Source organism: Microvirga sp. 2TAF3 (assembly GCF_052114965.1).
GTDB lineage: Bacteria > Pseudomonadota > Alphaproteobacteria > Rhizobiales > Beijerinckiaceae > Microvirga.
The window spans coordinates 183,239-209,318 of the sequence record NZ_JBFRFT010000002.1 but is presented as its reverse complement, the minus strand read 5'-3'; the positions used below and the strand labels follow the sequence as shown (position 1 = coordinate 209,318).

At 62.7% G+C, this 26,080-nt stretch carries 23 protein-coding genes; 10 read left to right on the top strand and 13 right to left on the bottom strand.

Translation table 11 applies throughout. The features are described 5' to 3' along the window. Window positions 1–23 precede the first annotated feature (23 nt). Together AB4Y97_RS03405 and AB4Y97_RS03400 are read left to right on the top strand one after the other, a co-directional pair. Window positions 24–962, top strand: a complete 939-nt coding sequence (locus AB4Y97_RS03405; RefSeq protein ID WP_441997594.1) for a Gfo/Idh/MocA family protein — start codon at window positions 24–26, stop codon at window positions 960–962. A gap of 273 nt (window positions 963–1,235) precedes the next feature. Continuing rightward, complete coding sequence (locus AB4Y97_RS03400) at window positions 1,236–1,733, top strand: hypothetical protein (RefSeq protein ID WP_441997593.1); 498 nt, start codon at window positions 1,236–1,238, stop codon at window positions 1,731–1,733. Between the two features lie 64 nt (window positions 1,734–1,797). Here the strand turns inward: AB4Y97_RS03400 and AB4Y97_RS03395 are convergent, their stop codons facing one another. Continuing rightward, complete coding sequence (locus AB4Y97_RS03395; protein WP_441997592.1) at window positions 1,798–2,652, bottom strand: dienelactone hydrolase family protein; 855 nt, start codon at window positions 2,650–2,652, stop codon at window positions 1,798–1,800. Window positions 2,653–2,693: 41 nt separating this feature from the next. Continuing rightward, on the bottom strand, window positions 2,694–4,130 hold the full coding sequence (locus AB4Y97_RS03390) for a DHA2 family efflux MFS transporter permease subunit (RefSeq protein ID WP_441997591.1): 1,437 nt from the start codon (window positions 4,128–4,130) through the stop codon (window positions 2,694–2,696). Window positions 4,131–4,419: 289 nt separating this feature from the next. Between AB4Y97_RS03390 and guaB the strand changes: the two genes are divergently transcribed. Both guaB and AB4Y97_RS03380 read left to right on the top strand, forming a co-directional pair. Next, a complete protein-coding gene (guaB, locus tag AB4Y97_RS03385; protein WP_441997590.1) occupies window positions 4,420–5,910 on the top strand; it encodes an IMP dehydrogenase in 1,491 nt (496 codons plus the stop codon). Between the two features lie 17 nt (window positions 5,911–5,927). Beyond that, on the top strand, window positions 5,928–6,359 hold the full coding sequence (locus AB4Y97_RS03380; RefSeq protein WP_441997589.1) for an MAPEG family protein: 432 nt from the start codon (window positions 5,928–5,930) through the stop codon (window positions 6,357–6,359). A 64-nt stretch (window positions 6,360–6,423) separates the two neighbouring features. Here the strand turns inward: AB4Y97_RS03380 and AB4Y97_RS03375 are convergent, their stop codons facing one another. After that, entirely contained in the window at window positions 6,424–6,576 is a 153-nt protein-coding gene (locus AB4Y97_RS03375; RefSeq protein ID WP_441997588.1) for a hypothetical protein, read from the bottom strand. Between the two features lie 123 nt (window positions 6,577–6,699). Between AB4Y97_RS03375 and AB4Y97_RS03370 the strand changes: the two genes are divergently transcribed. Beyond that, window positions 6,700–7,998: an RsmB/NOP family class I SAM-dependent RNA methyltransferase gene (locus AB4Y97_RS03370; protein ID WP_441997587.1), complete on the top strand. Its 1,299-nt coding sequence runs from the start codon at window positions 6,700–6,702 to the stop codon at window positions 7,996–7,998. A 54-nt stretch (window positions 7,999–8,052) separates the two neighbouring features. After that, on the top strand, window positions 8,053–9,609 hold the full coding sequence (guaA, locus tag AB4Y97_RS03365; protein ID WP_441997586.1) for a glutamine-hydrolyzing GMP synthase: 1,557 nt from the start codon (window positions 8,053–8,055) through the stop codon (window positions 9,607–9,609). Window positions 9,610–10,076: 467 nt separating this feature from the next. Here guaA and AB4Y97_RS03360 read toward each other — a convergent pair whose 3' ends face one another. Then, on the bottom strand, window positions 10,077–10,748 hold the full coding sequence (locus AB4Y97_RS03360) for a hypothetical protein (RefSeq protein WP_441997585.1): 672 nt from the start codon (window positions 10,746–10,748) through the stop codon (window positions 10,077–10,079). 239 nt (window positions 10,749–10,987) lie between these two features. Here AB4Y97_RS03360 and AB4Y97_RS03355 point away from each other — a divergent pair, with 239 nt between their 5' ends. Continuing rightward, window positions 10,988–11,347 carry an ArsC family reductase gene (locus tag AB4Y97_RS03355; RefSeq protein ID WP_441997584.1) on the top strand — a complete coding sequence of 120 codons (360 nt, stop codon included), beginning with the start codon at window positions 10,988–10,990 and terminating at the stop codon, window positions 11,345–11,347. Window positions 11,348–11,628: 281 nt separating this feature from the next. Here the strand turns inward: AB4Y97_RS03355 and AB4Y97_RS03350 are convergent, their stop codons facing one another. Further along, window positions 11,629–13,512, bottom strand: coding sequence for a TRAP transporter large permease (locus AB4Y97_RS03350; RefSeq protein ID WP_441997583.1), 1,884 nt, complete (start codon window positions 13,510–13,512; stop codon window positions 11,629–11,631). A gap of 41 nt (window positions 13,513–13,553) precedes the next feature. Beyond that, window positions 13,554–14,174, bottom strand: a complete 621-nt coding sequence (locus AB4Y97_RS03345; RefSeq protein WP_441997582.1) for a TRAP transporter small permease subunit — start codon at window positions 14,172–14,174, stop codon at window positions 13,554–13,556. A gap of 309 nt (window positions 14,175–14,483) precedes the next feature. Between AB4Y97_RS03345 and AB4Y97_RS03340 the strand changes: the two genes are divergently transcribed. The 3 genes from AB4Y97_RS03340 (at window position 14,484) to der (ending at window position 17,219) form a co-directional block, all read left to right on the top strand. Beyond that, window positions 14,484–15,077, top strand: coding sequence for an NnrU family protein (locus AB4Y97_RS03340; protein WP_441997581.1), 594 nt, complete (start codon window positions 14,484–14,486; stop codon window positions 15,075–15,077). A gap of 103 nt (window positions 15,078–15,180) precedes the next feature. Further along, the gene (locus tag AB4Y97_RS03335) at window positions 15,181–15,852 is read left to right on the top strand and encodes a tetratricopeptide repeat protein (RefSeq protein WP_441997580.1); all 672 of its coding nucleotides are present in this window, start codon (window positions 15,181–15,183) and stop codon (window positions 15,850–15,852) included. A 20-nt stretch (window positions 15,853–15,872) separates the two neighbouring features. After that, entirely contained in the window at window positions 15,873–17,219 is a 1,347-nt protein-coding gene (gene der, locus AB4Y97_RS03330) for a ribosome biogenesis GTPase Der (RefSeq protein ID WP_441997579.1), read from the top strand. Between the two features lie 214 nt (window positions 17,220–17,433). On the opposite strand, the gene AB4Y97_RS03325 is transcribed toward der, so the two are convergent. From AB4Y97_RS03325 to AB4Y97_RS03295, 7 genes are all read right to left on the bottom strand, one after another. Then, window positions 17,434–18,177, bottom strand: a complete 744-nt coding sequence (locus AB4Y97_RS03325; protein WP_441997578.1) for an SDR family NAD(P)-dependent oxidoreductase — start codon at window positions 18,175–18,177, stop codon at window positions 17,434–17,436. Window positions 18,178–18,183: 6 nt separating this feature from the next. Next, on the bottom strand, window positions 18,184–19,671 hold the full coding sequence (gene purF / locus AB4Y97_RS03320) for an amidophosphoribosyltransferase (RefSeq protein WP_441997757.1): 1,488 nt from the start codon (window positions 19,669–19,671) through the stop codon (window positions 18,184–18,186). 115 nt (window positions 19,672–19,786) lie between these two features. Continuing rightward, window positions 19,787–20,410, bottom strand: a complete 624-nt coding sequence (locus tag AB4Y97_RS03315) for a CvpA family protein (protein WP_441997577.1) — start codon at window positions 20,408–20,410, stop codon at window positions 19,787–19,789. 266 nt (window positions 20,411–20,676) lie between these two features. Further along, window positions 20,677–21,864 (bottom strand): cadherin domain-containing protein, encoded by a 1,188-nt coding sequence (locus AB4Y97_RS03310; protein ID WP_441997576.1) that lies wholly within the window; start codon window positions 21,862–21,864, stop codon window positions 20,677–20,679. A gap of 162 nt (window positions 21,865–22,026) precedes the next feature. Further along, window positions 22,027–23,421, bottom strand: coding sequence for a DNA repair protein RadA (gene radA / locus AB4Y97_RS03305; RefSeq protein WP_441997575.1), 1,395 nt, complete (start codon window positions 23,419–23,421; stop codon window positions 22,027–22,029). Next, window positions 23,421–24,572 (bottom strand): alanine racemase, encoded by a 1,152-nt coding sequence (alr, locus tag AB4Y97_RS03300; RefSeq protein WP_441997756.1) that lies wholly within the window; start codon window positions 24,570–24,572, stop codon window positions 23,421–23,423. The genes radA and alr overlap by 1 nt, the downstream gene beginning before the upstream one ends. A gap of 11 nt (window positions 24,573–24,583) precedes the next feature. Then, the gene (locus tag AB4Y97_RS03295; RefSeq protein ID WP_441997574.1) at window positions 24,584–26,077 is read right to left on the bottom strand and encodes a replicative DNA helicase; all 1,494 of its coding nucleotides are present in this window, start codon (window positions 26,075–26,077) and stop codon (window positions 24,584–24,586) included. Window positions 26,078–26,080 lie beyond the last annotated feature (3 nt).

Sequence of the window (26,080 nt, the reverse complement as noted above, 5' to 3'; positions counted from 1 at the left end):
GTGTCGCAAAGGGGGCAGGGCGCATGGCAGCGCACAGGATCGGGATCATCGGTTTCGGCAAGATCGCGCAGGACCAGCATTTTCCGGCCATCCGGGCCAATCCGAATTTCGAGCTGATTGCGGTTGCGAGTCAGCGCGGGCTGGCCCCCAACGGGATCAAGCACATCTTTCGCGATTACCGCGAGATGCTGACGAGCGTGCCGGATTTGCAAGCGGTTGCGATCTGCACGCCGCCCCAGGTGCGCCACGACATTGCCCGCGATGTGCTGATCGCCGGAAAAAGCGCCCTTCTGGAAAAACCGCCCGCCGCGACGTTGAGCGAGCTGGAGGATTTGCGGCAGATCGCGGCGGAAATGCGCAGAGTTCTCTTCACCACCTGGCATGCGCAATACAACCGGGGCGTCGAGATGGCCCGGAACACCCTTATAGGCCGGACCGTCAGGCGCATGCTGGTGACCTGGAAGGAGGATGTACGGCATTGGCATCCGGGCCAGCAATGGATCTGGCAGCCGGGCGGCTTCGGGGTCTTCGACCCCGGCATCAACGCGCTTTCGATCGTGACCCGGATCATGCCGGAGCCGGTCTTCATCCAGCAGTCCGAGCTGCAATTCCCCTCGAACCGAGACGCGCCAATCGCCGCCGACCTTCGCTTCACGAACGGAGAGGGGGGAGCCGATCTCAAGGCCGTCTTCGACTGGCGCCAGACGGGTCCGCAGACCTGGGATATCGAGGTGGAGCCCGAGGGCGGTCCTATCCTGAAGCTCTCCCAGGGCGGCTGCCGGCTCGAAATCGACGGTGAGATCGTCGTGGACGAGAAGCCCGATGAATATCCGGCGATCTACAGGCAGTTCGACACGTTGCTGACGGAAGGCCGCTCGGAGATCGACGAGGCCCCGTTCCGCCTCGTGGCCGATGCCTTCATGGTCGGGCGGCGAGTGCAGGTGGAGCCATTTGCGGATTAGAGCATTTTCCGACGAAGTGGATCCGGTTCGTCGTAGAAAATGCGGCAATAAAGCTGGAGCTGTTTCCACGTGCGAGTGGAGGCAACTCTAGGCAAAAGCACGCAGAGAGGGAACATTTCCCGCCGGTTTGGCATAGTTTACGCACTCGCTTGCTGCGAAGGAATCGAGAGTGCTGCGGCTATTCGCGGGCCTCCGACCCAATTGCCGCCGCCGTCCTTGCGGCGCAGCCTTCCGCCAGGATTTGACGAGTGCGAACTTGAGAGAGGTTCGACCATGCAACGGCATCTTGTCCTATCTGCCATTCTGACCTGCGCCACGGGATTGGCCGCCCTGACGCTTTCCTCCCCGGCATCCGCCCTGACGATGAAGGAATGCAGCGCCAAGTATAAGGCGGCCCAGACATCCGGAACGCTCGGCACGATGAAGTGGAACGATTTCCGTAAGGCGCAATGCGGATCGACGGCATCCGCCGCTCCTGCCGTGGCTCCCTCAGCCGCGCCGGCAACGACAGGATCGACAGCCGCGCCTCAAAAACTCCCCAATGCGGCAACGGCACAGCCCTCGGCTCCGATGGTGAGGGGCAATGCGACGTTCCCGTCAGCCGTTTCGTCGAAATACACGAGCGAATCCGCCGGAAAAGCCCGGATGCATACCTGCCTCGACCAATACAACGCCAATAAGCAAGCGGGCGGGACCGGCAATGGCGGCTTGAAATGGATCGAGAAGGGCGGCGGCTACTATTCGCAGTGCAACGCCCGTCTCAAGGGCTGATCGAAACGCCGTTCGGCCGTGCGGCGTGTCATGAGCCGCGCGGCCGAACGTTCGTGAACTTGCCTCAGGCCAAGTTTTTCTTGAGGAAGGCTACTGTGCGGCCCCAAGCGAGCGTGGCCGCGTCCTTGTCGTAGCGGGCTGCATTGGTGTCGTTGTTGAAGGCGTGGTTGGCACCGTCGTAGATATAGATTTCAAAGGTCTTACCGGATTTCTTCAGGGCCTCTTCATAGGCCGGGATGCCGGCGTTGATACGGTCGTCCAGGCCCGCATAATGGAGCAGCATGGCCGCGTGGATCTTCGGCACGTCCTCGGCTTTCGGCTGTCCGCCGTAATAGGCGACGCCCGCCGACAGGTTCGGCTCCGCGACCGCGAGGCTGTTCACCGCGCCGCCGCCCCAGCAGAAGCCGACCGCGCCGACCTTGCCGTTCCCGCCCGACAGACTCTTCAGATAAGCCACCGCCGCCTTTCCATAGGCGACCACGTCCGGCTGCTTCAGCTGGCCGATCATGTCGCGACCCTTATCCTCGTCGTCCGGGGTGCCGCCCATGGGAGAGAGGTAGTCGAGGCCGAGCGCAATGAAGCCCTCGGTGGCCATGCGGCGGGTCACGTCCTTGATATGCGGGTTGAGGCCCCGGTTCTCGTGAATGACGAGAACGGTCGGAAGCTTGTCGCCGGTCTTCGGCTTGGCAAGGTAGCCCTTGAGGCCGGGCACGCCCGGAATGTCGACCGTTTCCGTGGTGATGCGCGGATCGTTTTCCTGCACCGTCTGGGCCTGGGCGTAGTTGTTCTGAAGAACCGTCATCAGAGCCGTGGCGGCGGCCGTGCTGCCGGCCAAGGCCGCCAGACGGTCGATGAAGCTCCGGCGGCTCATACCGCCATGGGTGAAATCGTCATAGAGGTCGATAATGCGCTGATCCAAGGAGGCCTCCCGATTTTCGAGGGCCCAAACATAGCGCAATCTCAGGGCGCTTCCATCCCGTCGCCCATGCCGGTCGAGGGCGTCTGACGCTTCAAGGCACGGTGGCCGGACATTTCCGCCCCGGCATCGGGTGGCAGGCGCGTGAATGCGAAGGTGGAAAAAGCGGCGATCACGGCCACGATCCAGAAGGCCGGCCCGAAATCCTTCGCCGTGATTGTCGGCGAGCCGTGGAACTGGGACGCGGTTTCGAGCGCGAAGGCCCCGAGAGCCACGCCGACGCTCAGCGCGAGCTGCTGCGCCACGCTCGATAGGCTCGTGGCCGAGCTCATGTCGCGGTTCGAGACATCGGCATAGGCGATGGCGTTGAGGCTCGTGAACTGGAGCGAGCGGAAGCACCCGCCGATCAGAAGAATGATCATGATCAGCCAATGGGGTGTCGACGGCGTGAAGAACCCGTTCGCGGCGATGAAGGAGGCTCCGATGACCGCGTTGACCGTCAAAAGACGCCGGAAGCCGACAAGCTCGAGAATGCGCTTCGCCATGGTCTTCATGAAGAGCGCGCCGACCGCCGCGATGAAGGTGAGCGATCCCGAGGCGAGGGGAGATAGGCCGAATCCGATCTGGAACATCAGCGGTAGCAGGAAGGGAATGGCGCCCACGCCGATCCGGAAGAACGAGCCGCCGGTGACGCTGATGCGAAAGGTCGGGATTTTCAGGAGGCCGAGCTGCAGAACCGGATGCGGCGTCCGCCGGGCGTGCAGGATGAACAGGACCACGCTGATCGCGCCGATCACGACGCAGCCGACCGAGATTTCCGCCGGAATGAGATGGCGCCCGCCCGAGGCGAAGCCGAGCATCAGCAGGGCAAAGCCGGTACCCGCGAGCAGGAAGCCGACGAAATCGAAGGGCGGCGTATGCTCTTCCTTGATATTGGGGATGTAGATCGTAGCCAGAATGATCCCCAGAATTCCGATGGGGATATTGATGAAGAAGATCCAGCGCCAGTTGAAATAGGTGGTGATGAAGCCGCCCAAGGGAGGCCCCGCGATGGGGCCGATGAGGGCCGGGATCGTCAGGGTCGCCAGGGCCTGCACGACCTCGTGGCGGGGCACGCTCCGCAGGAGGACGAGGCGTCCCACCGGCACCATCATGGCGCCGCCCATGCCCTGGATGAAGCGGGCGAACACGAAGCCTTCGAGGGACCCCGCCGCCGCGCAGGCGAGCGACCCCACCATGAAAACGCCGATCGCCGCCCGGAAAATCGTCTTCGATCCGAACTTGTCCGCCATCCAGCCCGAGATCGGGATGAAGATGGCGAGGCCGACGAGATAGGAGGTCAGGGCCAGCTTGAGCGCGATGGGGTCCTCACCGATATCCTGCGCGATCATCGGCAGAGATGTCGCGATCACGGTGGAATCCGTGTTCTCCATGAAGAGGGCTGTCGCGATGATGAGAGGCAGAAGGCGGGATTGGCGCATGACTTTTGGGACTTAGCGCCAAGCCGCGGCCTTGCAAAGTGATTCTAGAGCCTCGGGCCCAAAAGTGGTCCCCACTTTTGGGATCAGTCCGATGCTCTCTCCTTGAATGAGCGCATCGTTGGGCGCGGAAAACCGCGTCCACTTTTCCGCACGATGCGCTATGGCACGGCAGATCTTCTTGCCGCACAGGGTTTTACCGCTTTGCGAAAGCACCGGCCCATGCTACGGACCCTCGCCAACTCAACGCCGCTGCAAAGCTCGGCCTCATCACATATTCAAGGAGTTGGCTATGGCTTCAATCGCCGATCGTCTCATCGAGGGCCTGACTTTCGACGACGTCTTGCTCAGGCCCGGCCGCTCCGAGGTCCTGCCGGGCGAAGTCGATGTCGGGACGCAGCTGACCCAATCCATCCGCCTCAATCTCCCGATCATCGCCTCGGCCATGGACACGGTGACGGAGGGGCGCATGGGCATCGCCATGGCCCAGGCCGGCGGCATCGGCGTTATCCACCGCAATCTCGAACCCGAGGCCCAGGCCGAGCAGGTCCGTCTCGTGAAGCGTTACGAATCGGGGATGGTGATGAACCCGATCACCATCCATCCGGACGAGACCTTGGCCGATGCCCTGGCCATGATGAAGCACCACGGCATCTCCGGCATTCCGGTGGTCGAGCGCGGACCTGGTGGGTCCAAGGGCAAGCTTGTCGGCATCCTCACCAACCGGGACGTGCGCTTCGCCAACAACCCGGCCCAGCCCGTTTCCGAGCTGATGACGAAGGACCGCCTGATCACCGTCCGTGAGGGCGTGAATCAGGACGAGGCGCGCCGTCTCCTCCACCAGTTCCGCATCGAGAAGCTTCTGGTGGTCGACGATCATTACCGCTGCATCGGCCTGATCACGGTGAAGGACATCGAGAAGCAGGTCGCCCATCCGCATGCGGCCAAGGACGAGCAGGGCCGCCTGCGCGTCGCCGCCGCCACGACGACGGGCGAGCAGGGATTCGAGCGCTCCGAGCGCCTGATCGATGCGGGCGTCGATGTGATCGTGGTCGATACGGCCCATGGCCATTCGGTGCGCGTGCTCGATAGCGTGAGCCGCGTGAAGAAACTCTCCAACGCCGTGCAGGTCATCGCGGGCAACGTGGCGACGCGGGAAGGGGCCCAGGCCCTCATCGATGCGGGCGCGGACGCGGTGAAGGTCGGCATCGGCCCCGGTTCCATCTGCACTACCCGCATCGTCGCAGGCGTCGGCGTGCCCCAGCTCACCGCCATCATGGAGGCTGTCGAAGCGGCATCCGCAGCCGGCATCCCGGTCATCGCCGATGGCGGCATCAAGGTCTCGGGCGATCTCGCCAAGGCCCTCGCGGCTGGCGCCTCCACCGCCATGGTCGGCTCGCTTCTCGCCGGTACGGACGAGACCCCCGGCGAGGTGTTTCTCTATCAGGGCCGCTCCTACAAGTCCTATCGCGGCATGGGCTCCGTCGGCGCCATGGCCCGCGGCTCGGCGGACCGCTATTTCCAGGCGGAAGTGCGCGACACGCTCAAGCTCGTGCCGGAAGGCGTCGAGGGGCAGGTCGCCTATAAGGGGCCCGTCTCGGCCGTGTTGCACCAGCTCGCGGGCGGCCTTCGCGCCTCCATGGGCTATGTGGGCGCCAGGACGCTGCCGGAATTCCGCGAGAAGGCCCAGTTCATCCGCATTACCAATGCGGGCCTGCGCGAGAGCCATGTCCATGACGTGACGATCACGCGGGAAAGCCCTAATTATCCGACCCGCAGCTGAGCCTTAAAGGGGCGTCCATGAGCATCACCGCCGTTCTTCTTCCGGTCTTCGTCCAGGTGGGCTTGACCTGCTTCCTGCTGTTCCTGATGGGGCGGTCGCGGATCGCGACCATTCGGAGCGGCGACGTGAAGATCAGGGATATCGCGCTGGGGGAGCGCAACTGGCCGGCGCGGGTGCAGCAGAACGCGAACGCCTACCACAACCAGTTCGAGCTGCCGGTGCTGTTTTATGCCATCGTGGCCCTGGCGCTCATCACGAAGAAGGCTGACCTGATCTTCGTCGTGATGTCCTGGCTCTTCGTGGTGGCCCGCCTCGTCCATGCGGGGATCTTCATCACGTCAAACCGGGTGTCGCAGCGTTTCACGGCGTTTCTAGTCGGCGCGCTGATCCTGATGCTGATGTGGATCATCTTCGCCTTGCGGATCTTCTCGTCTGAGGTCGGACTCTGATCCGGCCCGTGGGCGGCATAAATCATGTGGGCGGGATGGGCTTTGGTCCATCCCGCCATCGTTTTCAGTACTTTCGCCCGCTCTCAAGCTGCGTCTTGGCATCATAGGCCTTGCGCGGCGGCGGGGTGAGATCCGCGGCGGGCGGAGGCGTGGTGGCGCAGGCGGCGATGGCAAGGGTAAGACCGACGGCAAGGATGCGAGTCAGTTTGATCGACATAGACAAAAGCTCCAAGAAGGCAGTGTGCGACATGCACCCGCTCGTTTTCATTCGAGTCGGATTGCGGTCGAAGCTTAGCAATATTGTGGCAAATTTTCTTACTCCTTGGAGCGTTGTTTTCCTATGACACCAGCCGCCCGCATCTCGGCCGCAATCGAGGTTCTCAGCGATATCGAGGTGCGCCGACGCCCAGCGACCGACGCGCTCAAGGATTGGGGACTGTCCCACCGCTTTGCGGGTTCGAAGGACCGGGCGGCGATCGCAAGCCTCGTCTATGACGCCCTGCGCCGCAGGGCATCGGCGGGCTGGATCATGGGGGAAAGTACGCCCCGCGCCGTCATGCTCGGCATGCTGAAGCTTCAGCGCGGGCTCGATGCGGCTGCGATCGCGAACCTGTTCTCCGGCGAGCGTTTCGCGCCGCAGCCTCTGACGGATTCCGAGCGCGACAGGCTCAGCGCCGCAGCTCTCGACGGTGCTCCGGCTCCGGTCGCCGGTGATTTTCCGGACTGGATCGAGCCCCCCTTGCAGCGCCTCTTCGGCGATGACCTCGTAGCGGAAATGCAGGCGCTTACCTCCCGCGCGCCGCTCGATTTGCGGGTGAACACCCTGAAGGTCTCCTCCCGCGACGAGGCGCACGATGCCCTGCCGCATCTCGGAGCCGTCGAGACTCCACTCTCGCCCCTGGGGCTGCGCATCGCCCCCGGCGAGGATGGGCGCGGTCCCGCGGTTCAGTCGGAACCGGAATTCATCAAGGGCTGGATCGAGATACAGGACGAAGGTTCGCAGCTCGCGGCTCTGCTCTCGGGGGCGAAGCCGGGTGAGCAGGTGGTCGATCTCTGCGCGGGCGGTGGCGGCAAGACATTGGCGCTCGCCGCCATGATGGAAAACCACGGCCAGATCTACGCCACCGACGCGGATGCCCGACGCCTCGCGCCGATCCATGACCGCTTGACGAGGGCAGGGGCCCGCAATGTCCAGGTCCGCACCCCGCGCGGCGGCGCTGACGCGATACCCGATCTCGACGGCAAGGTCGATTGCGTTCTCGTGGACGCGCCCTGCACCGGAATCGGCACATGGCGGCGCAACCCGGATGCCAAATGGCGCTTGCGCCCTGGCAGCCTGGACGTGAGACGCAAGGAACAGGCGGCGGTGCTGGACCGGGCCGGGAAACTCGTGAAGCCCGGTGGCCGGATCGTCTACATCACCTGCTCGATCCTGCCGGAAGAGAACGATGATGCGGTCTCCGCCTTCCTCGAGCGCAGCCGTGGGTTTCAGCTGGTGCCGGTCACCAAGGTTCTCGAAAGCGCGGGTTTCGCAGCCCTTGAAAGCTCCCTGCGTCCGACCGCTCACGGACTTCAATTCACACCGCTCAGGACCGGAACGGACGGCTTCTACGTTGCCGTTCTCGCCCGGAATCCATAAGTGAGCGCCATGTTTCTTTTGCCGTCCCAGTCTCCAAGGCCATAAGACCTCCCCATGACCCAGACCCACGACAAGATCCTCATCGTCGATTTTGGCTCCCAGGTGACCCAGCTCATCGCGCGCAGGGTGCGCGAAGACGGGGTCTATTCGGAGGTCGTACCGTTCCAGAAGGCCGCCGAGGCTTTCCGGGAGATGAAGCCGAAGGGCGTGATCCTCTCGGGCGGGCCTGAATCGGTGACGACGGATGCCTCGCCCCGCGCCCCTCAGGAGCTCTTCGATTCCGGCGTTCCGGTCTTCGGCATCTGCTACGGCCAGCAGACCATGGCGGCGCAGCTCGGCGGCGAGGTCGAGGGCGGCCATCATTCGGAATTCGGCCGGGCCGAGATCGAGGTTCTGACGGAGAGCCCGCTCTATCAGGGTGTCTGGCAGGTCGGGAAAAAGTACCCGGTTTGGATGAGCCATGGCGACCGTGTCACGAAGCTGCCCGAAGGGTTCGAGCCTCTCGCGTCATCACCCAATGCGCCCTTTGCCATCACGGCCGACGAGGATCGCAAGTTTTACGCGGTGCAGTTCCATCCGGAGGTGGTCCATACGCCCCAGGGCGAACTCCTGATCCGCAACTTCGTGCGCGACATCGCCGGCTGCCAGGGCGACTGGACCATGAAGGCCTTCCGCGAGGAGGCGATCGAGCGCATCCGCGCCCAGGTCGGCACGGGCCGGGTGATCTGCGGCCTGTCGGGCGGCGTCGACTCGGCGGTGGCCGCTGTCCTGATTCACGAGGCCATCGGCGATCAGCTCACCTGCGTGTTCGTCGATCACGGCCTGCTGCGCGCGGGCGAGGCCGACTGGGTCGTCCGCCTGTTCCGCGATTCCTACAACATCCCGCTCGTTCACGTTCAGGCGCAGGACCTGTTCATCGGCGCGCTGGAGGGCGTGTCGGATCCGGAGGTCAAGCGCAAGACCATCGGCAAGCTCTTCATCGATGTGTTCGACGAGGAGGCCAAGAAGATCGGCGGAGCCGATTTCCTGGCGCAGGGAACGCTCTATCCGGACGTGATCGAGAGCGTGTCCTTCACCGGCGGGCCGTCCGTTACCATCAAGAGCCACCACAATGTGGGCGGCCTGCCTGAGCGCATGAAGATGAAGCTCGTCGAGCCCCTGCGCGAATTGTTCAAGGACGAGGTGAGGGTGCTCGGCCGCGAGCTCGGCCTGCCCGAGGCCTTCGTCGGCCGCCACCCCTTCCCAGGCCCCGGCCTCGCCATCCGCGTCCCCGGCACGATCACCCGCGAGAAGCTCGAAATCCTGCGCAAGGCCGATGCGATCTATCTCGACGAGATCCGCAAGGCCGGCCTCTACGATAAGATCTGGCAGGCCTTCGCCGTGTTGCTGCCGGTGAAGACGGTCGGCGTCATGGGTGACGGGCGCACCTACGATCATGTCTGCGCGCTGCGCGCCGTGACCTCGGTCGACGGCATGACGGCGGATTTCTACCCCTTCGAGATGTCCTTCCTCGGCAATGTCGCGACCCGCATCATCAACGAGGTCAAGGGCATCAACCGCGTCACCTACGACATCACCTCGAAGCCGCCCGGCACCATCGAGTGGGAATGAGGTTAATATTCCTAAAAATGCTTAGGAAGCCTCGTTATCGAAGCATGTATTAAGAGCTAAGCCCACGGTTTCGTTGGCTTTTTCTTGTCGAAGACGTTAGATTTATGATGGTGAAGCGTGAAACTAAAACCCAGTAAAACTCGAAGAAGCGCGAGTTTTTCTTGGTACTTCTGAGGGTACGGGACTCAGCTATTCATCAGGCATGCTCCGACACCATAGGCCATTAAAGTATTAACATCATGGTATCGCAGCAGAGCAATGTCTTTAGACTCAACAGGTTAAGCCGGTTTTTCGCGTCGTTTTTGTTCATGGTATCGAGGCGAATCTGTATTCCTGAGGAAAACTGGAATAGCCCAGGCCCTGTAGGTGCTTAGGACGATTTTTGAGCTTTGCTTACATTGATGATGTGGCCGCATCAGTAGGCGGAAGCTCGGCGCACGTCTCAAACGCACGATTAGACGTTGGCGCTATCCAGCGTATGCGAAGTAAACTTTCCCTCTGATAGGGTCTATGATTGTGACGCTTCCGCCTCGACCGTATGAATAGAACGAACCCTCCGATTGGATTGATTGGTCGGCGTCTGCGTCGCGCCCTTTTTCAATAGGTATCGCGAAGCCATATTTCTCAAGATACTCAGCAATCGTAGGGGGATGTTGCTCAGCTCGATTGGCTGACATCATCTGCGGGTCATGGTCATAGGGATGCCATTTGTAGTCGCCGGCGTTTCCAACAGGCGTCGGATGCCATTTAGATGCGCTGCCCGGGAGCATATCTCCGAGCCGGCTCCCCTGATTGCGCGCCCATTCTGCGCTTGCATCGCTGAGACGGTAGACGACAAAACCCGTCTCGTTGTCGCCGGGCATGAAACCTACACCCCACGATTCCTCGAGTTGATATTCCACAGAAGCGACTTCAAGCGGCGTGGGAACGCGGGCGAGCAGAAATTGATGTTCGTAATGTTGGACAAGAATATAAGGAACACCCACTAGAAGCAGGCTAACTATGGCGATGATCGTTCGCCTGACGGCTCTGCCCGGCTGAGGCTTTCGCCAAAGCCTGTAGGTGAAGCGTAGAAGGAATATAGCAAGCCAAACCAGCAGTAGGGCCAGTAGAGCAAGTACCGCAAGTATCGTCAGCAATGGCGGAGATTTCCCTGTGATACAGATTAAACGTTATTACACTGGAGATGGGCTTGCCGCCAAGCATCGAATTGTGATGATTAAAAAAGTTATTGATCTGCATTACGCCTGCCTGGAAGGCCTTAGAAGGCGTACTCATGCCATGGCATAACTCATGGTATCGTATCCACAGGCATCTTTAAGTGTTGCATAACTTGAGCTTTTTCTCGCAAGAAACAATTGAGTGGGAATGAGGGGAGATGACGTCCAAGCGGGCCGTTACGCTCTACGGCATCAAGAATTGCGACACGATGAAGAAGGCGCGCGCTTGGCTCGATGCCAATGGCGTCGGCTACACGTTCCACGACTACAAGGCCCAGGGTATCGATCAGGCACGGCTTGAAACATGGGCTCGTGCCGTTGGTTGGGAGGCGCTTCTCAACCGTGCCGGAACCACTTTCCGCAAGCTCGCGGAGGCCGACAAGGCCGGTCTCGACGAGCGAAAGGCTCTCGCGCTCATGCTCGACCAGCCTTCCATGATCAAGCGCCCGGTGCTCGACCTCGACGGCCGCCTCATCGTCGGCTTCAAGGCGGAGCAATACGAGGAGGCGGTTCCGTAGAATCTTCCCTTGCTGTTCACGTCATGCCCGGCCTTGCGCCGGGCATTTTCGTTTGCATCCCCAGTCTTCCCGAGGTGCGTCAGCGGAACCCGGGATCCATAGGCGCCGGCGGTGCAGAATGCGGCGCGTGGACCACAGCGTTTTTCTTCGTGTCGTGGTTGTGAAGCCCGCCTTCGCAGGGATGACAGCGGGAGCGTTACCGAAGAGAGAGCGGAGCTCCTTGACCCAAAAGAAAAGGCGGGCCGTTCAAGCCCGCCTTTTTCGTCTGTCGTGCCATTGCCTTACTGGATCTTCGGCGGCTCGTTGAAGTTCAGATCCGGCAGGCTGCCGCCTCCGGGGAGGCCGGGCACGAGCAGCTCGTCGAGCTTCTTCTGCACGGCGGCCGGATCGACTTTCGCACCGGTGCCTTTGTAGTGCATCACGATCTGCGGGAAGATCACGACGATCGCGACCATGATGAGCTGGATCACGACGAAGGGAATTGCGCCCCAATAGATTTGGCCCGTGGTGATCGGCTCCATCTTCTTGCCCGTGACGCGATCGATATAAGGCACCTTCGGGGCTACGGACCGGAGGAAGAAGAGCGAGAAGCCGAAGGGCGGGTGCATGAACGACGTCTGCATGTTCACGCCCAGCATGACGCCGAACCAAATCAGGTCGATACCGAGCTTCTCCGCCGCTGGTCCCAGGAGCGGGATGATGATGAAGGCCAGCTCGAAGAAGTCGAGAAAGAAGGCCAGCAGGAAGACCAGGATGTTGACGAAGACCAGGAAGCCGGCCTGACCGCCGGGCAACGATGTCAGCAGATGCTCGACCCAGATATGCCCGTTGACCCCATAGAAAGTGAGTGAGAACACACGCGCGCCGATCAGGATGAAGAGCACGAAGGCAGAAAGCTTCGCGGTTGCTTCCGTCGCCTGTCGGACGAGGGTGAGGTTGAAGCGGTTGGGGTTGTTATCGAGCCTGCGCTTGATCGCCGCCAGGATGAGCGAGCCGAGCGCACCCATCGCACCGCCTTCCGTCGGAGTAGCGAGGCCGATGAAGATGGTGCCGAGCACCAGGAATATCAGCAGGAGCGGAGGCACCATGACGAAGGTGACCTGTTCCGCCATACGCGACATAAGCCGGAATCCGGTGAAGCGTTCGACGATGCCGACGACAAGAGCGTAGATCGCTCCGGCGGCGACCATTTCCATTGCCAGCGCCCGGGCCCCGTCGCCATGCTGATGCAGATAGACATAGAGGCCGAGCAGAACAGCGGTCAGCACGGCGGAGATGACGACGCGCTTGGCGCCGAGCATCCTGTTCATAAAAGCGCAGATCAGAGCGACGACCGTCGCGATGCAAATCGTGAGGATCACGAAATCCGCGCCGGCCTTGGTGTTGGTCTGCGACAGGACGTAGTAGCCGACGAGCCCGGAGAACAACACGAGAATGCCGAGCTGCCAGACGCCGCGTCCGCCATTGGGTTCGCGGAAGCCGATCGCTTCCAGCGGGAGGCCCGGCGCAGCCTTCGGGTTGATGACCGAGATCAGGAGCACGTAGCTGGCATAAAGGCCCGACAGGATCAGGCCCGGAAGAAACGCGCCTTCATACATGTCGCCCACCGAGCGGCCGAGCTGGTCGGCCATGACGATGAGCACGAGGGAGGGAGGGATGATCTGCGCCAGCGTGCCGGATGCAGCGATGACGCCCGACGCCAGGCGCCGGTCGTAACCGTAGCGAAGCATGATGGGTAGCGAAATCAGGCCCATCGAGATCACTGAAGCGGCCACGACGCCTGTCGTAGCGGCGAGCAGCGCGCCGACGAAGATGACCGCATAGGCGAGGCCGCCGCGCACGGGTCCGAAGAGCTGCCCGATCGTGTCGAGCAGGTCTTCCGCCATCCCCGATCGTTCGAGGATCAGCCCCATGAAAGTGAAGAACGGGATGGCGAGCAGCACCTCGTTCGACATGGTGCCGTAGACGCGGTCCGGAAGTGCCTGGAGAAGAGGCCAGGACAGAGTGATGGTCTGGGGCGCGAGCGGAGCGAGCTCGACGGCGATGAAGAAGAACAGAAGGCCGTTGGCGGCCAGCGAGAAGGCGACGGGGTAGCCAAGGAGCAGAAAGATGACGAGCGCCGCGAACATGATCGGCGCGAGGTTCTGGGCAATCAACTCAGCCATGGACGAAAACTCCGGAAAATAAAGACAAGGCGCGGATCGGCTCAGCGAATGACGTCGCCGGGAGGTTCGCCGCCTGTCGTGGTGTTCGGGTCGCCCAATTCGGTCAGGAGGCGCTCCGCCTCAGCTTCCACGCTGTGGGTTGGGACAGCCTCATCCTCAAGATCGCCGCGGATGATGGCGATGCGCTTGATGATTTCGCTCAGCCATTGAAGGCCGAGGAAAATGAACCCGAGGAGGATGAGCCCCTTCGCCGGCCAGATCAGAAGGCCGCCGGCATTCGAGGATACTTCGCCCGAGAGGAAGGATTTCCAGAAATAGGGGATGCTCAGCCAGATCATGATGGCGACGAACGGCAACAGGAAGAAGAGGTGCCCGAAGACGTCGATCCGATCCCGCGTCCGCTTCGAGAGCATGTTCGAGATGATGTCGATCCGGATGTGCTCGTTCGCCTTCAGCGTCCAGGGGGAGCAGAGCATGAACACGCCACCGAAGAGATACCATTGCAGCTCGAGCCACGCATTCGAGGAGACCCCGAACACACGCCGGATGATGGCGTTGATCGCGGAGACCAGGATGGCCACCACGATTGCCCAGGCTACGGTCTTCCCGATGCGCTCGTTCAAGATATCGATCGCGCGGGACAGCTTGAGGAGTGCTGTCATCCGTTTCTTCCCCTGATCATCTCATCAGTTAGCTTTGTCAGGGTGTTAGCTATCGAAGTTGAAAGCGCTCCGCTAGAGCCCGGGCACCCTGACCATACTCGACTTAAGGTGAGTATCCGTTACGCATTCTTGTCACAAGGGTCCCCATTCTTGAAAGTTATGGGTTGTGAAAGGCATCCGCCGAGCAATGAAAGCATGGTCCGAGGGCGGGAAGTCATATGTTCGAGGACTTTATTCTGGTCTTCATCTCGCCGATAGTGACATGGCCCGCGGATTGCTATGATCTCGCGGGATTGAGGGAGCGAAATCGTGACTTTGCTGGTCCTGGGCCTGATCCTTTTCCTTGGTACGCATGCCTTCAGCATGGCGCGAAATCCGCGGGCCGCGATCATCATGAAGATCGGGGAGGGACCCTATAAGGGACTCTATTCTCTCCTGTCGCTTGCCGGCATCGTCCTGATCGCCATCGGTTTCGGCCGATACCGGCAGGCCGGGTACATCCCGGTCTGGGATCCGCCGACCTGGACGCGGCATCTGGCCCTTGTCCTGGTCTGGTTCGCCTTCGTCGCCGTCACAGCGGCCTATCTGCCGGGGCGGATCAAGCGGGGACTGAAGCATCCCATGCTGGCAGGCGTGAAGATCTGGGCCTTCGCCCATCTCATCGCCAATGGCGATCTCGGCTCCATTCTGCTTTTCGGGTCGTTCCTGGTCTGGGCGGTATTGGCCCGGATCAGTGCCAAGAACCGCGACGTGGCGGCCGAGCACGGTGCGCCGACGAACGCGCCGTCCGACTTCCGCAACGATGCCCTTGCTGTGGTGATCGGCACGGCGGCCTATCTCGTCTTCCTGATCTGGCTTCATCCCCTCCTGATCGGCGTTTCCGTTCTTCCGGGGCGGGTTTAAGCGGAGAAACGGCCTGCGACGTGATCAGCCTCTCGCCTTCATCGGGGGGGTGTGCTAGGCGACCAACTTCGATGAAGGAGGCGGCTTTCGCCGCAGAATGCTAATGGCTCCGAACGACGAGTTCATCCGCGAGGTCGACGAGGAATATCGCCGCGATCAGGTCGCCCAGATCTGGAAGCGCTATAACGGTGTCATCATTGGCGCCGTGATTCTCGTCGTGGCCGCCGTCGGCGGCTGGCGCTATTGGGAATATTCCCAGGAAACCCGCTCGCAGGCCGACGCCATTCGCTATGAAGATGCCTTGAAGCTCTCCCGCGAGGAGAAGAGCAAGGAATCCGAGGCGGCTCTGGAAGTCCTCGCCAAGGAAGGCGACAGTAGTTACGGCCTTCTCGCCCGTTTCCGCCTGGCCGCCGAATTGGGGCGCCAAAATTCTGAGAACGGCGCCTCGGCCTATGACGCCCTGGCGAAAGACGGCAATCTGAGTGCTCTCTGGCAGGATCTGGCGCGCCTTCGCGCCGCCTGGCTGCGGATCGACGCGGACGATCCGGCGAAGATTCGTCCGGATCTCGAGAAGCTGGCCGTTCCGGCCAATCCCTGGCGGCATTCCGCGCGGGAACTTCTGGGCCTCTCCGGCCTTAAGGCCGGCGATATGGATTATGCCGGCCGCTGGTTCGATCAGATCGCCGCCGATCGCGATACGCCGCCTGCCCTGAAACAGCGGCTTGCTGTGTATACTGCGCTCGTGGCGGGCGGTCCCGTCCCTGTGACCCAATAAAGAGGAAGGCGAGGCAAGACATGACGTCTACCGTCGCCATTGTCGGGCGGCCGAATGTCGGCAAATCGACCCTGTTCAACCGTCTCGTCGGCAAGAAGCTGGCGCTTGTGGATGATCGCCCCGGCGTGACCCGCGACCGGCGGGAGGGCGAGGCGCGCCTCGGCGATCTCGAATTCCGCATCGTCGATACGGCGGGTTTGGAAGAAGCCACGGAAGAATCGCTTCTCGGCCGCATGCGCGCCCAGACGGAGGCCGCCATCGGCGATGCCGACGTCATCCTGTTCGTGATCGATGCCCGCGTCGGCATTCTTCCCGCCGACCGGCCTTTCGCCGAGATGGTCCGCCGCTCCGGCAAACCCGTGATCCTCATCGCCAACAAGGCGGAAGGCGGCGCGGGCATGGCGGGCGCCTACGAGGCCTTCTCGCTCGGCCTTGGCGACCCGGTGCCCCTCTCCGCCGAGCACGGGGAGGGCATGGCCGACCTCTTCGAGGCCCTGATGCCTCACTTCCCGGATCCGAACGCGGAACCGGAGGAAGAGGAGGATCCTAACAAGCCACTTCAGGTCGCCATCGTCGGGCGGCCGAATGCGGGCAAATCGACCCTCATCAACCGGATGGTGGGCGAGGATCGTCTGCTCACCGGGCCCGAGGCTGGCATCACACGTGATTCCATCTCGCTCGATTGGGAATGGCGTGGTCGCCCGATCAAGCTGTTCGACACGGCGGGTCTGCGCAAGCGCGCCCGGGTCGAGGACAAGCTCGAAAAGCTCTCGGTTGCCGACGCCCTGCGCGCAGTGCGCTTCGCGGAGGTGGTGGTCGTGCTCCTCGATGCCACGATCCCATTCGAGAAGCAGGACCTGTCCATCGTCGATCTGGTGGAACAGGAAGGCCGCGCCCTCGTGATCGGCCTCAACAAATGGGACCTCGTCGCCGATCAGCAGGGACTCCTGAAGGAACTCAAGGAGAAGGCCACCCGCCTTTTGCCGCAGGTGCGGGGCGCGCCGATCGTGCCGCTGTCGGGCCTTGCAGGAAGCGGCATCGATCCGCTGATGAAGGCGATCTTCCAGGTCTACGAAACCTGGAACCGCCGCATCTCGACCGCGAAGTTGAACCAGTGGCTCGCCGAAGCGCTCGAAGCCAATCCGCCGCCGGCTGTGTCGGGCCGGCGCATCAAGATCCGCTACATGACGCAGATCAAAGCCCGCCCGCCGCATTTCGCAGTGTTCGGCAACCAGCTCGACGCCCTACCGAAGAGCTATTCGCGCTACCTGGTCAACGGACTGCGTGAGGCTTTCGAACTGCCGGGCGTGCCGATCCGCGTGTCGCTGCGCATGGGGCAGAACCCGTTCGACAAGGGGCGGAAATAAAATCACGCTGCTGTAACTTCACCTCTCACGGGAGAGGGAAGAGCGCGCGCCTGTCATTCCCTGCCGGAGCGCAGCGGAGGGGAAGGGAATCCACAGCGCCACGCTGGAAATGGATCCCCCTCCCGCGCCTGCGGCGCGCCGGGGATAACCGGCCCTTCAAACGAAAATGGCCGGGACAAACCCGGCCATCATCTCATGCAAACATGCGCGCCGATCAAACCGGCATCTGCGGCGTCAGCACTTTCCCATCCTGCGTGAAATCGTAGATCTTGCCGGTTTCGGTCCAGGCGGGCAGGGCGAGCTTCACGATGTGAGGGGCCAGTTCCTCCGGCGTCTTCAGGGTCATCTGGTCTTCGCCCGGCATGGCGGTGCGGCGCATGGCCGTGCGTAGGGGGCCAGGATTGAGGAGCATCGCCTTGACCGGCGTCGTCACCGTCTCGGCCGCATAGGTCCGCACCAGCGCGTCGAGGGCGGCCTTGGAGACCGAATAGACGCCCCAATAGGCCGTGCATTTCTGGGCTGCGCCCGATGTCACGAAAATCGCGCGGCCGGCGTCGGAGGCGCGCAGCAGCGGATCGAGGGAGCGGATCAGGCGGTAATTGGCGGTGACATTGATTGCCATCACCTCGTCCCAGACCGGCTGGTCGATATGGGTGATGGGAGCGATTTCGCCGAGGATTCCCGCATTGCCGAGGAGAATGTCGAGCTTGCCCCAGCGCTCGTAGATCGCGGCGCCGAGCCGGTCGAGAGCGTCGAAATCCTTCAGGTTCACCGGAACGAGGGTGGCGGAGGAGCCCTTTGCGCGGATCTCGTCATCGAGGGATTCGAGCGCGCCCTGCGTGCGGGCGACCGCGATAATGTGCGCGCCGGCTTCCGCAAGGGCGAGCGCCGCGGCGCGGCCGATGCCGCGCGACGCGCCGGTGACGACCGCGACGCGGTTTAGGAGAGGCTTGTCCATGGATCCTCAGTCAGCTTCGGCGAGAAGGGAGAGGCGGCGCGGGGTCGCCACCGTCAGGTCGGTCAGCGGCGTCGGGTAGTCGCCGGTGAAGCAATGGTCGGTGAATTGCGGCTGCGCGGAGTTGCGGCCCTTCTCGCCCATGGCCCGGTAGATGCCCTCGATGGAGAGGAAGGCGAGCGAATCCGCGCCGATATACTCCCGCATCTGTTCGAGGCTGTGGGTGGCGGCGAGCAGCTTTTCCTTCTCCGGCGTATCGATGCCGTAGAAATCGGGATGGGTGATCGGCGGGCTGGCGATACGGAAGTGAACTTCCTTCGCACCGGCCTCGCGCATCATGCGCACGATCTTCACCGAGGTGGTGCCGCGCACCAGGCTGTCGTCCACCAGCACGATCCGCTTGCCTTCGATGGCGGAGCGGTTGGCCGAATGCTTCATGCGCACGCCGAGTTCGCGCACCGATTGGGTCGGCTGGATGAAGGTGCGGCCCACGTAATGGTTGCGGATGATGCCGAGCTCATAAGGCAGGCCGCAGCTCTGGGCGAAGCCCAGGGCCGCCGGAACGCCGGAATCCGGCACGGGGATCACCACATCCGCATTGGCGGGCGCTTCCCGGGCGAGTTCCCGGCCCATGCCCTTGCGGACTTCATAGACGCTGCGGCCGTTCACGATGGAATCGGGGCGCGCGAAATAGATGTATTCGAAGATGCAGGGACGGGCAGGCTGCTCGGGCGCGAAGCGGAAGGATTCGATGCCTTCCTCCGAAATGACGACCACTTCGCCGTTCTCGATGTCGCGCACGAAGCGGGCGCCGATGATGTCTAGGGCACAGGTCTCGGAGGTGAGGATGTAGCGGCCATCGAGTTCGCCGAGCACCAGCGGGCGAATCCCAAAGGGGTCGCGCGCGCCGATCAGCTTCTTGTTGGTCAGGGCGACGAGCGAATAGGCGCCCTCGATCTGCTTGATCGCTTCGAGGAACCGATCGATGACCCGGCCGTGGCGGCTGCGGGCGACGAGGTGGACGATCACCTCCGTATCCGTCGTGGACTGGCAGATCGCGCCGTCGCGGATGAGATTGCGGCGCAGGGTCAGGCCGTTGGTCAGGTTGCCGTTATGCGCTACCGCAAGGCCGCCGCCGTCGAGTTCGGCGAAAAGCGGCTGCACGTTGCGCAGGATCGTTTCGCCGGTCGTCGAATAGCGGACATGGCCGATGGCGGAGAGACCCTCCAGGCGCTCGATCACCGAACGGTCGGAGAAACCGTCCCCGACGAGGCCGAGCTTGCGTTCCAGGTGAAAGACATGGCCGTCGAAGGAGACGATGCCGGCTGCCTCCTGTCCGCGATGCTGCAGGGCGTGGAGACCAAGCGCGGTGATGGCGGCGGAATCCGGGTGTCCGTAAATGCCGAAAACGCCGCATTCCTCTCGCAACGTATCGCCGTCGAGGTCTAGATCCACCACTTTGGGCTGGACCTGCCACGTCTCAGACAGGGAAGACATCATCTTTTCCTTGGGGTGGGCACCGTACGGACGGCGCTAGAGCTCTATTTAATAAGCCGCGCGCCAATCGCCAATGCCTATTCCTGTCGCTGCCCGATGGCGCGAGCGGCACGAGCTAGCCGCGCGGCTGGGCCGGACGGGCCACAGGGGCTGCCGGCGCGGCGGGGGCCGCTCCGTTGCGCTGCGGATCGGGCTCGGCCGGCTCGGAGGGCTCGCTCTCCGGCGATGTTCCCTTTTCGCGCAGCCGCTGGATCAGTGCCTCGGCGTTGTCGGGCAGCATTGCGATGATGCTGTCGCGGGTGTTTTCCATGGCGGGGCGCGTGCGCGAGGTCGCCGCCCATTCGGGGTTCTTGCCCTGGAGCAGCCAGCCCAGGAAGGCCCAGCCGATCACGCAGATCAGGAAGCCGCGCAGGGCGCCGAAGAACAGGCCGAGCGTCCGGTCGAGCGCGCCGATGCGCGAATCGAGGATCAGATCGGAGATCTGGACCGTGATGATCGACACGATGATCAGCGTGACGACGAAGATACCGCCGATGGCCGCAACAAGCGCAACCGTGTGATTGTGAATATATTGCTGGGCGAGGGGCAGGACGGCCGGGTGGAGATACCAGGCCACGGCGGCCGCGGCGACCCAGGCCACGATCGCGAGCACCTCGCGCGTGAAGCCGCGCACCGCAGCCAAGAGACCCGAAATCAGCACGATGCCGATCACGACGAGATCCAGAATTGAAAAAGGCATGGGCCAAGCCTAACGCAGAAACGGGGTGAGAGAGCCTCAATCGCGGGTAAGGCGACGGGTGTATAACCGCAAGAAACGCATCCGTCACCCTTGGAATGGATCGGGGGCGCCGCGAGTTCAGACGCACATATAAGCCCTATTGCCCAGCCGGCAATAAATCCTCAGGTGGTAGGAACCGGATGGGACCAATTATTCCTGCCATGAACACGAAAAGAAAAACCCCGGCAGGGAGGTGCCGGGGCCAATCCTGAGCGTTGATCGGGTGCTCAGACGAAGTGAAAATCGTCCGCAGTCAGCTTGAGGTGGGGTTTCAGCTTGAAGATTGCTATCCCCTTGTTGTGGCCTGAGCCGTCGCTGTCGAAATAAACGAAACCGTTCTTCGGGTTGTAATAGATGTAGTCGTTCTGGTCTTTGGCATGGTCGCCGACCGTGAAGAACTTCTTCTTCAGGTGGCCGTTCTTGTCTAGCCCGGCGCCGATCCCGTGCTTGCCGTTACCGTGGCTGTTCCCGTGGCCGCCATGGGACCCTTTCCCCTTTACGCTCAGGGCCTGCACGGACGAGAGGCTGAACTCGAGCGTGTCGTCCACGGATTTGAAGTCCATGACCATGTCGAACTGCCCCTTCTTGGGCAGCGTGTCGAAGCGGAAGGTGTCCTTGCCGGCGCCACCGTAGAGGATGTCCTTGCCGGCTCCGCCGTTGAGGGTGTCGTCGCCACCCAGGCCGTAGAGCTTGTCGTTACCGGCACCGCCGTTGAGCACATCATTCCCGCTCGTGCCGATGAGCTTGTCGTTGCGCTTCGTGCCGGTGATGGTATCGACCGTGTCGGTCACACCGATGGTCAGAACCTTATCGAAGGTCAGGCCGCCCGCGTCCGTGACTTGTACCTTGATCTGGTAGGAGGCGCCCTTCTCATACTGGATCCTGGAACCGTCCGCGACAAGGAGCTTTTGCCCGGTCGAGTCGACCATGAAGCGGCCGCCTGCACTGTCGAGCAGGGAGAACTTGAAGGTGTCGCCCGCATCCGGATCGAGAGCCGCAAAGGCGCCGATCTCGGTGCCATTGGCGGCACGTTCCATGACAGTCGGTGCCGACAATGTAAGAAGCGTAAGGTCGGTGGGCTTCTCGTTCACATTCGTCACATCGATCGTGAAGTCGGTGGCGGCGACCGTCGTTCCCTTGTCGCCCGTCGCGGTCACGGAAATCGCGAAGTCGTTGAGATCCTTGTTCTCGAAGTCGAACAGGCTGAGGCCGTCGTGCACGCCGTTCTTCACGACTAGATCGTAGCCGCCGCCTTTATTGGCGACGATCCCGAAGCGGTCGCCGATGCTGTCGGCAAGCGTATAGGTGAATGCTTCGCCGCTGGCGCCTCCTGAAACGGTAAGAGAGCCGATGACAGTTCCGATTTCGGGATTCTCGACGACGGTCGTAGCCGAAAGAAGGAGAGTTGCAGCCATGTTATTCCTTTGTTGCTCTAAGAGAAACTTAGGCCATTTGTCGTCCCGAACCCATCTCTGCCGGAAGGTAAGACAAGGGCATGAACAACGTCATGTTAAATGATACAACATAACGAAAAACCGTCAATTCAAACAAATGGCCTAAGACCGTAGCGAGGCGGACTACGACGCCTTCCGCTTCCGGGCGGCGATTCCTGCCACGAGATCCGTGATATGGCCGATGGAGGAGGCGGCCAGGGGCAGCTTTTCCTTTTTCTCCGTACGGGAGACAGGCGAGACGGCGTTGGAAAATCCGAGTTTCGCCGCTTCCTTCAGCCGCGCCGGCGCCTGGGCCACCGGCCGGATGGCACCGGACAGGCCCATTTCGCCGAAATAGACCGTATCGGGCGGCAGTGGCGAACCCGAGAGGGACGATACCAGCGCCGCGGCGGCGGCAAGGTCGGCGGCGGGCTCGGTGATGCGCAGGCCACCTGCGACGTTCAAGTAAACGTCGTGCATGCCAAGCCGAAGCCCGCCATGGGCTTCCAGCACGGCGAGCACCATGGAGAGGCGATTCTGATCCCAGCCGACCACGGCGCGGCGGGGATTGCCGAGCGATGTGGGCGCGACAAGCGCCTGGATTTCCACGAGAAGCGGACGCGTACCCTCCATGCCGGCGAACACCGCCGTTCCCGGAGTCGCGAGATCGCGCCCTGCCAGGAAAAGCTCGGACGGGTTCGGAACCTCCCGCAAGCCCTGATCCGACATCTCGAACACGCCGATCTCGTCGGTGGGGCCGAAGCGGTTCTTCACGGCGCGCAGGATCCGGAAATGGTGACCGGTATCGCCCTCGAAGGAGACGACTGCATCGACCATGTGCTCGACCACCCGGGGGCCTGCGATCTGCCCATCCTTCGTCACGTGGCCGACGAGGATCACTGCCGTGCCCGTTGTCTTCGCGAAGCGGATGAGGGCCTGGGCGCTGCCGCGCACCTGGGTCACTGTGCCGGGCGCCGATTCCACGGTTTCGGTCCACATGGTCTGGATCGAGTCGATGATGGCGAGCGCCGGCGGACGCCCTTGCGTCAGGGTCGCGACGATATCCTCCACATTGGTCTCGGAGGCGAGTTCCACCGGGGCCTGTCCGAGGCCGAGCCGCTCGGCCCGCAGGCGCACTTGCGCCACCGCCTCCTCGCCCGAGATATAGGCGACGCGATGGCCTTGCTTCGCCAAGGCGGCGGAAGCCTGCATCAGAAGTGTGGACTTGCCGATGCCGGGATCGCCGCCGAGCAGGATGACGGAGCCGTGCACGAAACCGCCGCCCGTCACCCGGTCGAACTCGTCGATGCCGGAGGGTGTGCGCGGCGCTTCCTTGGCCTCGCCCGAAAGCCCTTCGAGCGGAAAGATCCGCCCCTTGGCGCGCGAGGGGCGCGTGGCGACGGGGCCGACCATCGGGTTGGCGGAGCCGGTTTCCTCGACGATGGTGTTCCAGCCGCCGCAGGCCTCGCACTTGCCCTTCCAGCGGTTATAGACCGCGCCGCAGCTCTGGCATGCGAAGGAGGGTTGGCGTTTCGCCATCAGCTCTTGGCCTCCCGATAGGTGCGCAGGTAGCGCGAGTCCAGATTGGTCAGGATTTCGTAGCCGATGGTGCCCGCGCGGCGGCCGACCTCGTCCACATTCAACGCGCCGCCGATCAGTGTCACCGTATCTCCGCGCGCGATCTCACCTTCCGGCACCTCGGTGACGTCGATGGCGATCAGATCCATTGAGACATTGCCGGCGAAGGGGCAAAGGCGGCCCGCCACAATCGCCATGCCTGAAAGGGGCGTCTCGCCGCTTGGGCCACGGGCGCTGGCCGCACGCGGATAGCCATCCGCATAGCCGACCGAAATCGTGGCGACCCGCCGCCTGTTCTGCGCCGTCCAGCGGCCATTATAGCCAACGGTCTCGCCGGGTTCGATCCAGCGCAGCTGGACGATGCGGCCCTCCAGCTCGACCACCGGGCGCATGGGGTTCGCATCATCCGGCGTGGGATTACCGCCATAGAGGGCGTAGCCCGGCCGGACGAGGTCGAAATGCGGCTTCTCCTTCAGGAAGATGCCGGAGGAATTCGCCAGCGATGCGGGAATGCCGGGCAGGGTGTTCCGCACAGCCTTGAAGGCTTCGATCTGCTGGACGTTGAGCGGATCGTCCTTCTCTTCGGCGCTGACGAAATGGCTCATCAGGAGAGCAGGCTCGAAATCCTCGAGCGTTGCGCTCTCCTTGAGCATGAGGCCTTCGCTCACCGTCAGGCCGAGGCGGTTCATGCCCGTATCCACATGGATCGCCGCCTTGAAGCGCCGCCCTTGAGCCCGGCAGAACGCCGCCCATTCCTCGATCTCCGAGAGAGAGCCGAGAACGGGCCGGACGTCATGATCGGCGAAGAAGGCGCAGGATCCCGGCAGCAGGCCGTTCAGCACGTAGATCGTGGCATCCGGCGCGACGGCGCGGGCGCGGACCGCTTCGCTGGCATGGGCGACGAAGAAAGTGCGGCAGCCGGCCTTGAGAAGGGCGGGGACCGCCTTCTCGATGCCCGTGCCGTAGGCATTCGCCTTGACGACAGCGGCGGCTTCCGCACCGCCCGCGTGATCGCGCAGGCTGCGCCAGTTCGAGGCCAGAGCGTCGAGATCGATGTGAAGAAGCCCGCCAGCCGCGCTCTCGGGGATGCGGTTCTGTGCGGAGCTTTGCATGGAGATCTTGTTCAATCGCCCATCCGTTCAGGAAGTTTGTCTTCGTCCGCGAGGTTGGTGAAGCGGGTGATGTCGGCCTGGAAGGCGAGCTGCACCGTGCCCGTGGGGCCGTGACGCTGCTTGCCGATGATGACTTCCGCCTTGCCGTGGACCTGATCCATCTCCGCCTGCCACTTGAAGTATTCCTCGGTGCCGGGTTTCGGCTCCTTGTTCTTCAGATAATACTCTTCGCGATAAACGAACATCACCACGTCGGCGTCCTGCTCGATCGAGCCCGATTCACGCAGGTCGGAGAGTTGGGGCCGCTTGTCGTCGCGCGATTCCACCTGACGGGAGAGCTGGGAGAGGGCGATGAGCGGAACCGAGAGTTCCTTGGCCAGCGCCTTCAGGCCGGTGGTGATTTCGGTCAGCTCCTGCACGCGGTTTTCGCCCTTCTTGGATGAACCGGAGAGAAGCTGAAGGTAGTCGACGACGAGCACGTCGAGGCCACGCTGCCGCTTGAGGCGGCGCGCGCGCGCCGCGAGCTGGGCAATCGAGATGCCGCCGGTCTGGTCGATGTAGAACGGAATCGACTGCATTTCCCGGGCGGCTTCGGTGATCTTGTAGAAATCGTCCTCCCGCATGTCGCCGCGGCGAATCTTGTAGGATGCGACACCCGATTGTTCGGCGATGATACGGGTGGCGAGCTGTTCGGACGACATTTCGAGCGAGAAGAACCCGACGATGCCGCCATTGACCGTCTTCATGCTGCCGTCGGGCTGCTTCTCGGCCTGATAGGCCTTGGCGATGTTGAACGCGATGTTCGTCACCAGCGAGGTCTTACCCATCGCCGGACGTCCCGCGAGGATCACGAGGTCGGAAGGCTGAAGCCCGCCGAGCGTGCGATCCATGTCGATGAGGCCGGTCGAGATGCCCGATAGCTTGCCCTCGCGCTTATAGGCGGCGGCGGCCATGTCGATGGCCTGGGTCAGGGCGTCCGAGAAGCGCTGGAAGCCACCATCGTAGCGGCCAGTTTCCGCAAGCTCGTAGAGACGCCGCTCCGATTCCTCGATCTGGTCGCGGGGCGAGGTTTCGACCGGCGCGTCATAGGCGACGTTCACCATGTCCTCGCCGATGGTGATCAGGTTTCGGCGGATCGCGAGATCGTAGATCGTGCGGCCGTAATCCTCGGCATTGATCACGGTCGTCGCCTCGGCGGCAAGGCGGGCGAGATACTGGGAGACGGTGATGCCGCCGAGATCCTGGTCCCCCAGGAAGGTCTTCATGGTGATGGGCGTCGCGACCTTGCCCGCCTTGATCAGGCTCGTCGCCACCTCGTAGACGCGCCGGTGCAGGTCCTCGAAGAAATGTGACGCCTCCAGAAAGTCCGAGACCCGGTAATACGCATCGTTGTTGACGAGAATCGCGCCCAGAAGCGCCTGCTCGGCGTCGAGATTGCTCGGCGCGGCGCGATATTGCGGCTCGGCGGCCTCAATGCGGGCGATCAGGGCATTGGCGGTGGCCATCTG

Coding starts and splice junctions, on each gene's coding strand:
- AB4Y97_RS03405 (WP_441997594.1), top strand. CDS start 24: ATGGCAGCGCACAGGATCGGGATCATCGGTTTCGGCAAGATCGCGCAG.
- AB4Y97_RS03400 (WP_441997593.1), top strand. CDS start 1,236: ATGCAACGGCATCTTGTCCTATCTGCCATTCTGACCTGCGCCACGGGA.
- AB4Y97_RS03390 (WP_441997591.1), bottom strand. CDS start 4,130: ATGCGCCAATCCCGCCTTCTGCCTCTCATCATCGCGACAGCCCTCTTC.
- guaB (WP_441997590.1), top strand. CDS start 4,420: ATGGCTTCAATCGCCGATCGTCTCATCGAGGGCCTGACTTTCGACGAC.
- AB4Y97_RS03380 (WP_441997589.1), top strand. CDS start 5,928: ATGAGCATCACCGCCGTTCTTCTTCCGGTCTTCGTCCAGGTGGGCTTG.
- AB4Y97_RS03375 (WP_441997588.1), bottom strand. CDS start 6,576: ATGTCGATCAAACTGACTCGCATCCTTGCCGTCGGTCTTACCCTTGCC.
- AB4Y97_RS03370 (WP_441997587.1), top strand. CDS start 6,700: ATGACACCAGCCGCCCGCATCTCGGCCGCAATCGAGGTTCTCAGCGAT.
- guaA (WP_441997586.1), top strand. CDS start 8,053: ATGACCCAGACCCACGACAAGATCCTCATCGTCGATTTTGGCTCCCAG.
- AB4Y97_RS03355 (WP_441997584.1), top strand. CDS start 10,988: ATGACGTCCAAGCGGGCCGTTACGCTCTACGGCATCAAGAATTGCGAC.
- AB4Y97_RS03350 (WP_441997583.1), bottom strand. CDS start 13,512: ATGGCTGAGTTGATTGCCCAGAACCTCGCGCCGATCATGTTCGCGGCG.
- AB4Y97_RS03345 (WP_441997582.1), bottom strand. CDS start 14,174: ATGACAGCACTCCTCAAGCTGTCCCGCGCGATCGATATCTTGAACGAG.
- AB4Y97_RS03335 (WP_441997580.1), top strand. CDS start 15,181: ATGGCTCCGAACGACGAGTTCATCCGCGAGGTCGACGAGGAATATCGC.
- der (WP_441997579.1), top strand. CDS start 15,873: ATGACGTCTACCGTCGCCATTGTCGGGCGGCCGAATGTCGGCAAATCG.
- AB4Y97_RS03325 (WP_441997578.1), bottom strand. CDS start 18,177: ATGGACAAGCCTCTCCTAAACCGCGTCGCGGTCGTCACCGGCGCGTCG.
- purF (WP_441997757.1), bottom strand. CDS start 19,671: ATGTCTTCCCTGTCTGAGACGTGGCAGGTCCAGCCCAAAGTGGTGGAT.
- AB4Y97_RS03315 (WP_441997577.1), bottom strand. CDS start 20,410: ATGCCTTTTTCAATTCTGGATCTCGTCGTGATCGGCATCGTGCTGATT.
- AB4Y97_RS03310 (WP_441997576.1), bottom strand. CDS start 21,864: ATGGCTGCAACTCTCCTTCTTTCGGCTACGACCGTCGTCGAGAATCCC.
- radA (WP_441997575.1), bottom strand. CDS start 23,421: ATGGCGAAACGCCAACCCTCCTTCGCATGCCAGAGCTGCGGCGCGGTC.
- alr (WP_441997756.1), bottom strand. CDS start 24,572: ATGCAAAGCTCCGCACAGAACCGCATCCCCGAGAGCGCGGCTGGCGGG.
- AB4Y97_RS03295 (WP_441997574.1), bottom strand. CDS start 26,077: ATGGCCACCGCCAATGCCCTGATCGCCCGCATTGAGGCCGCCGAGCCG.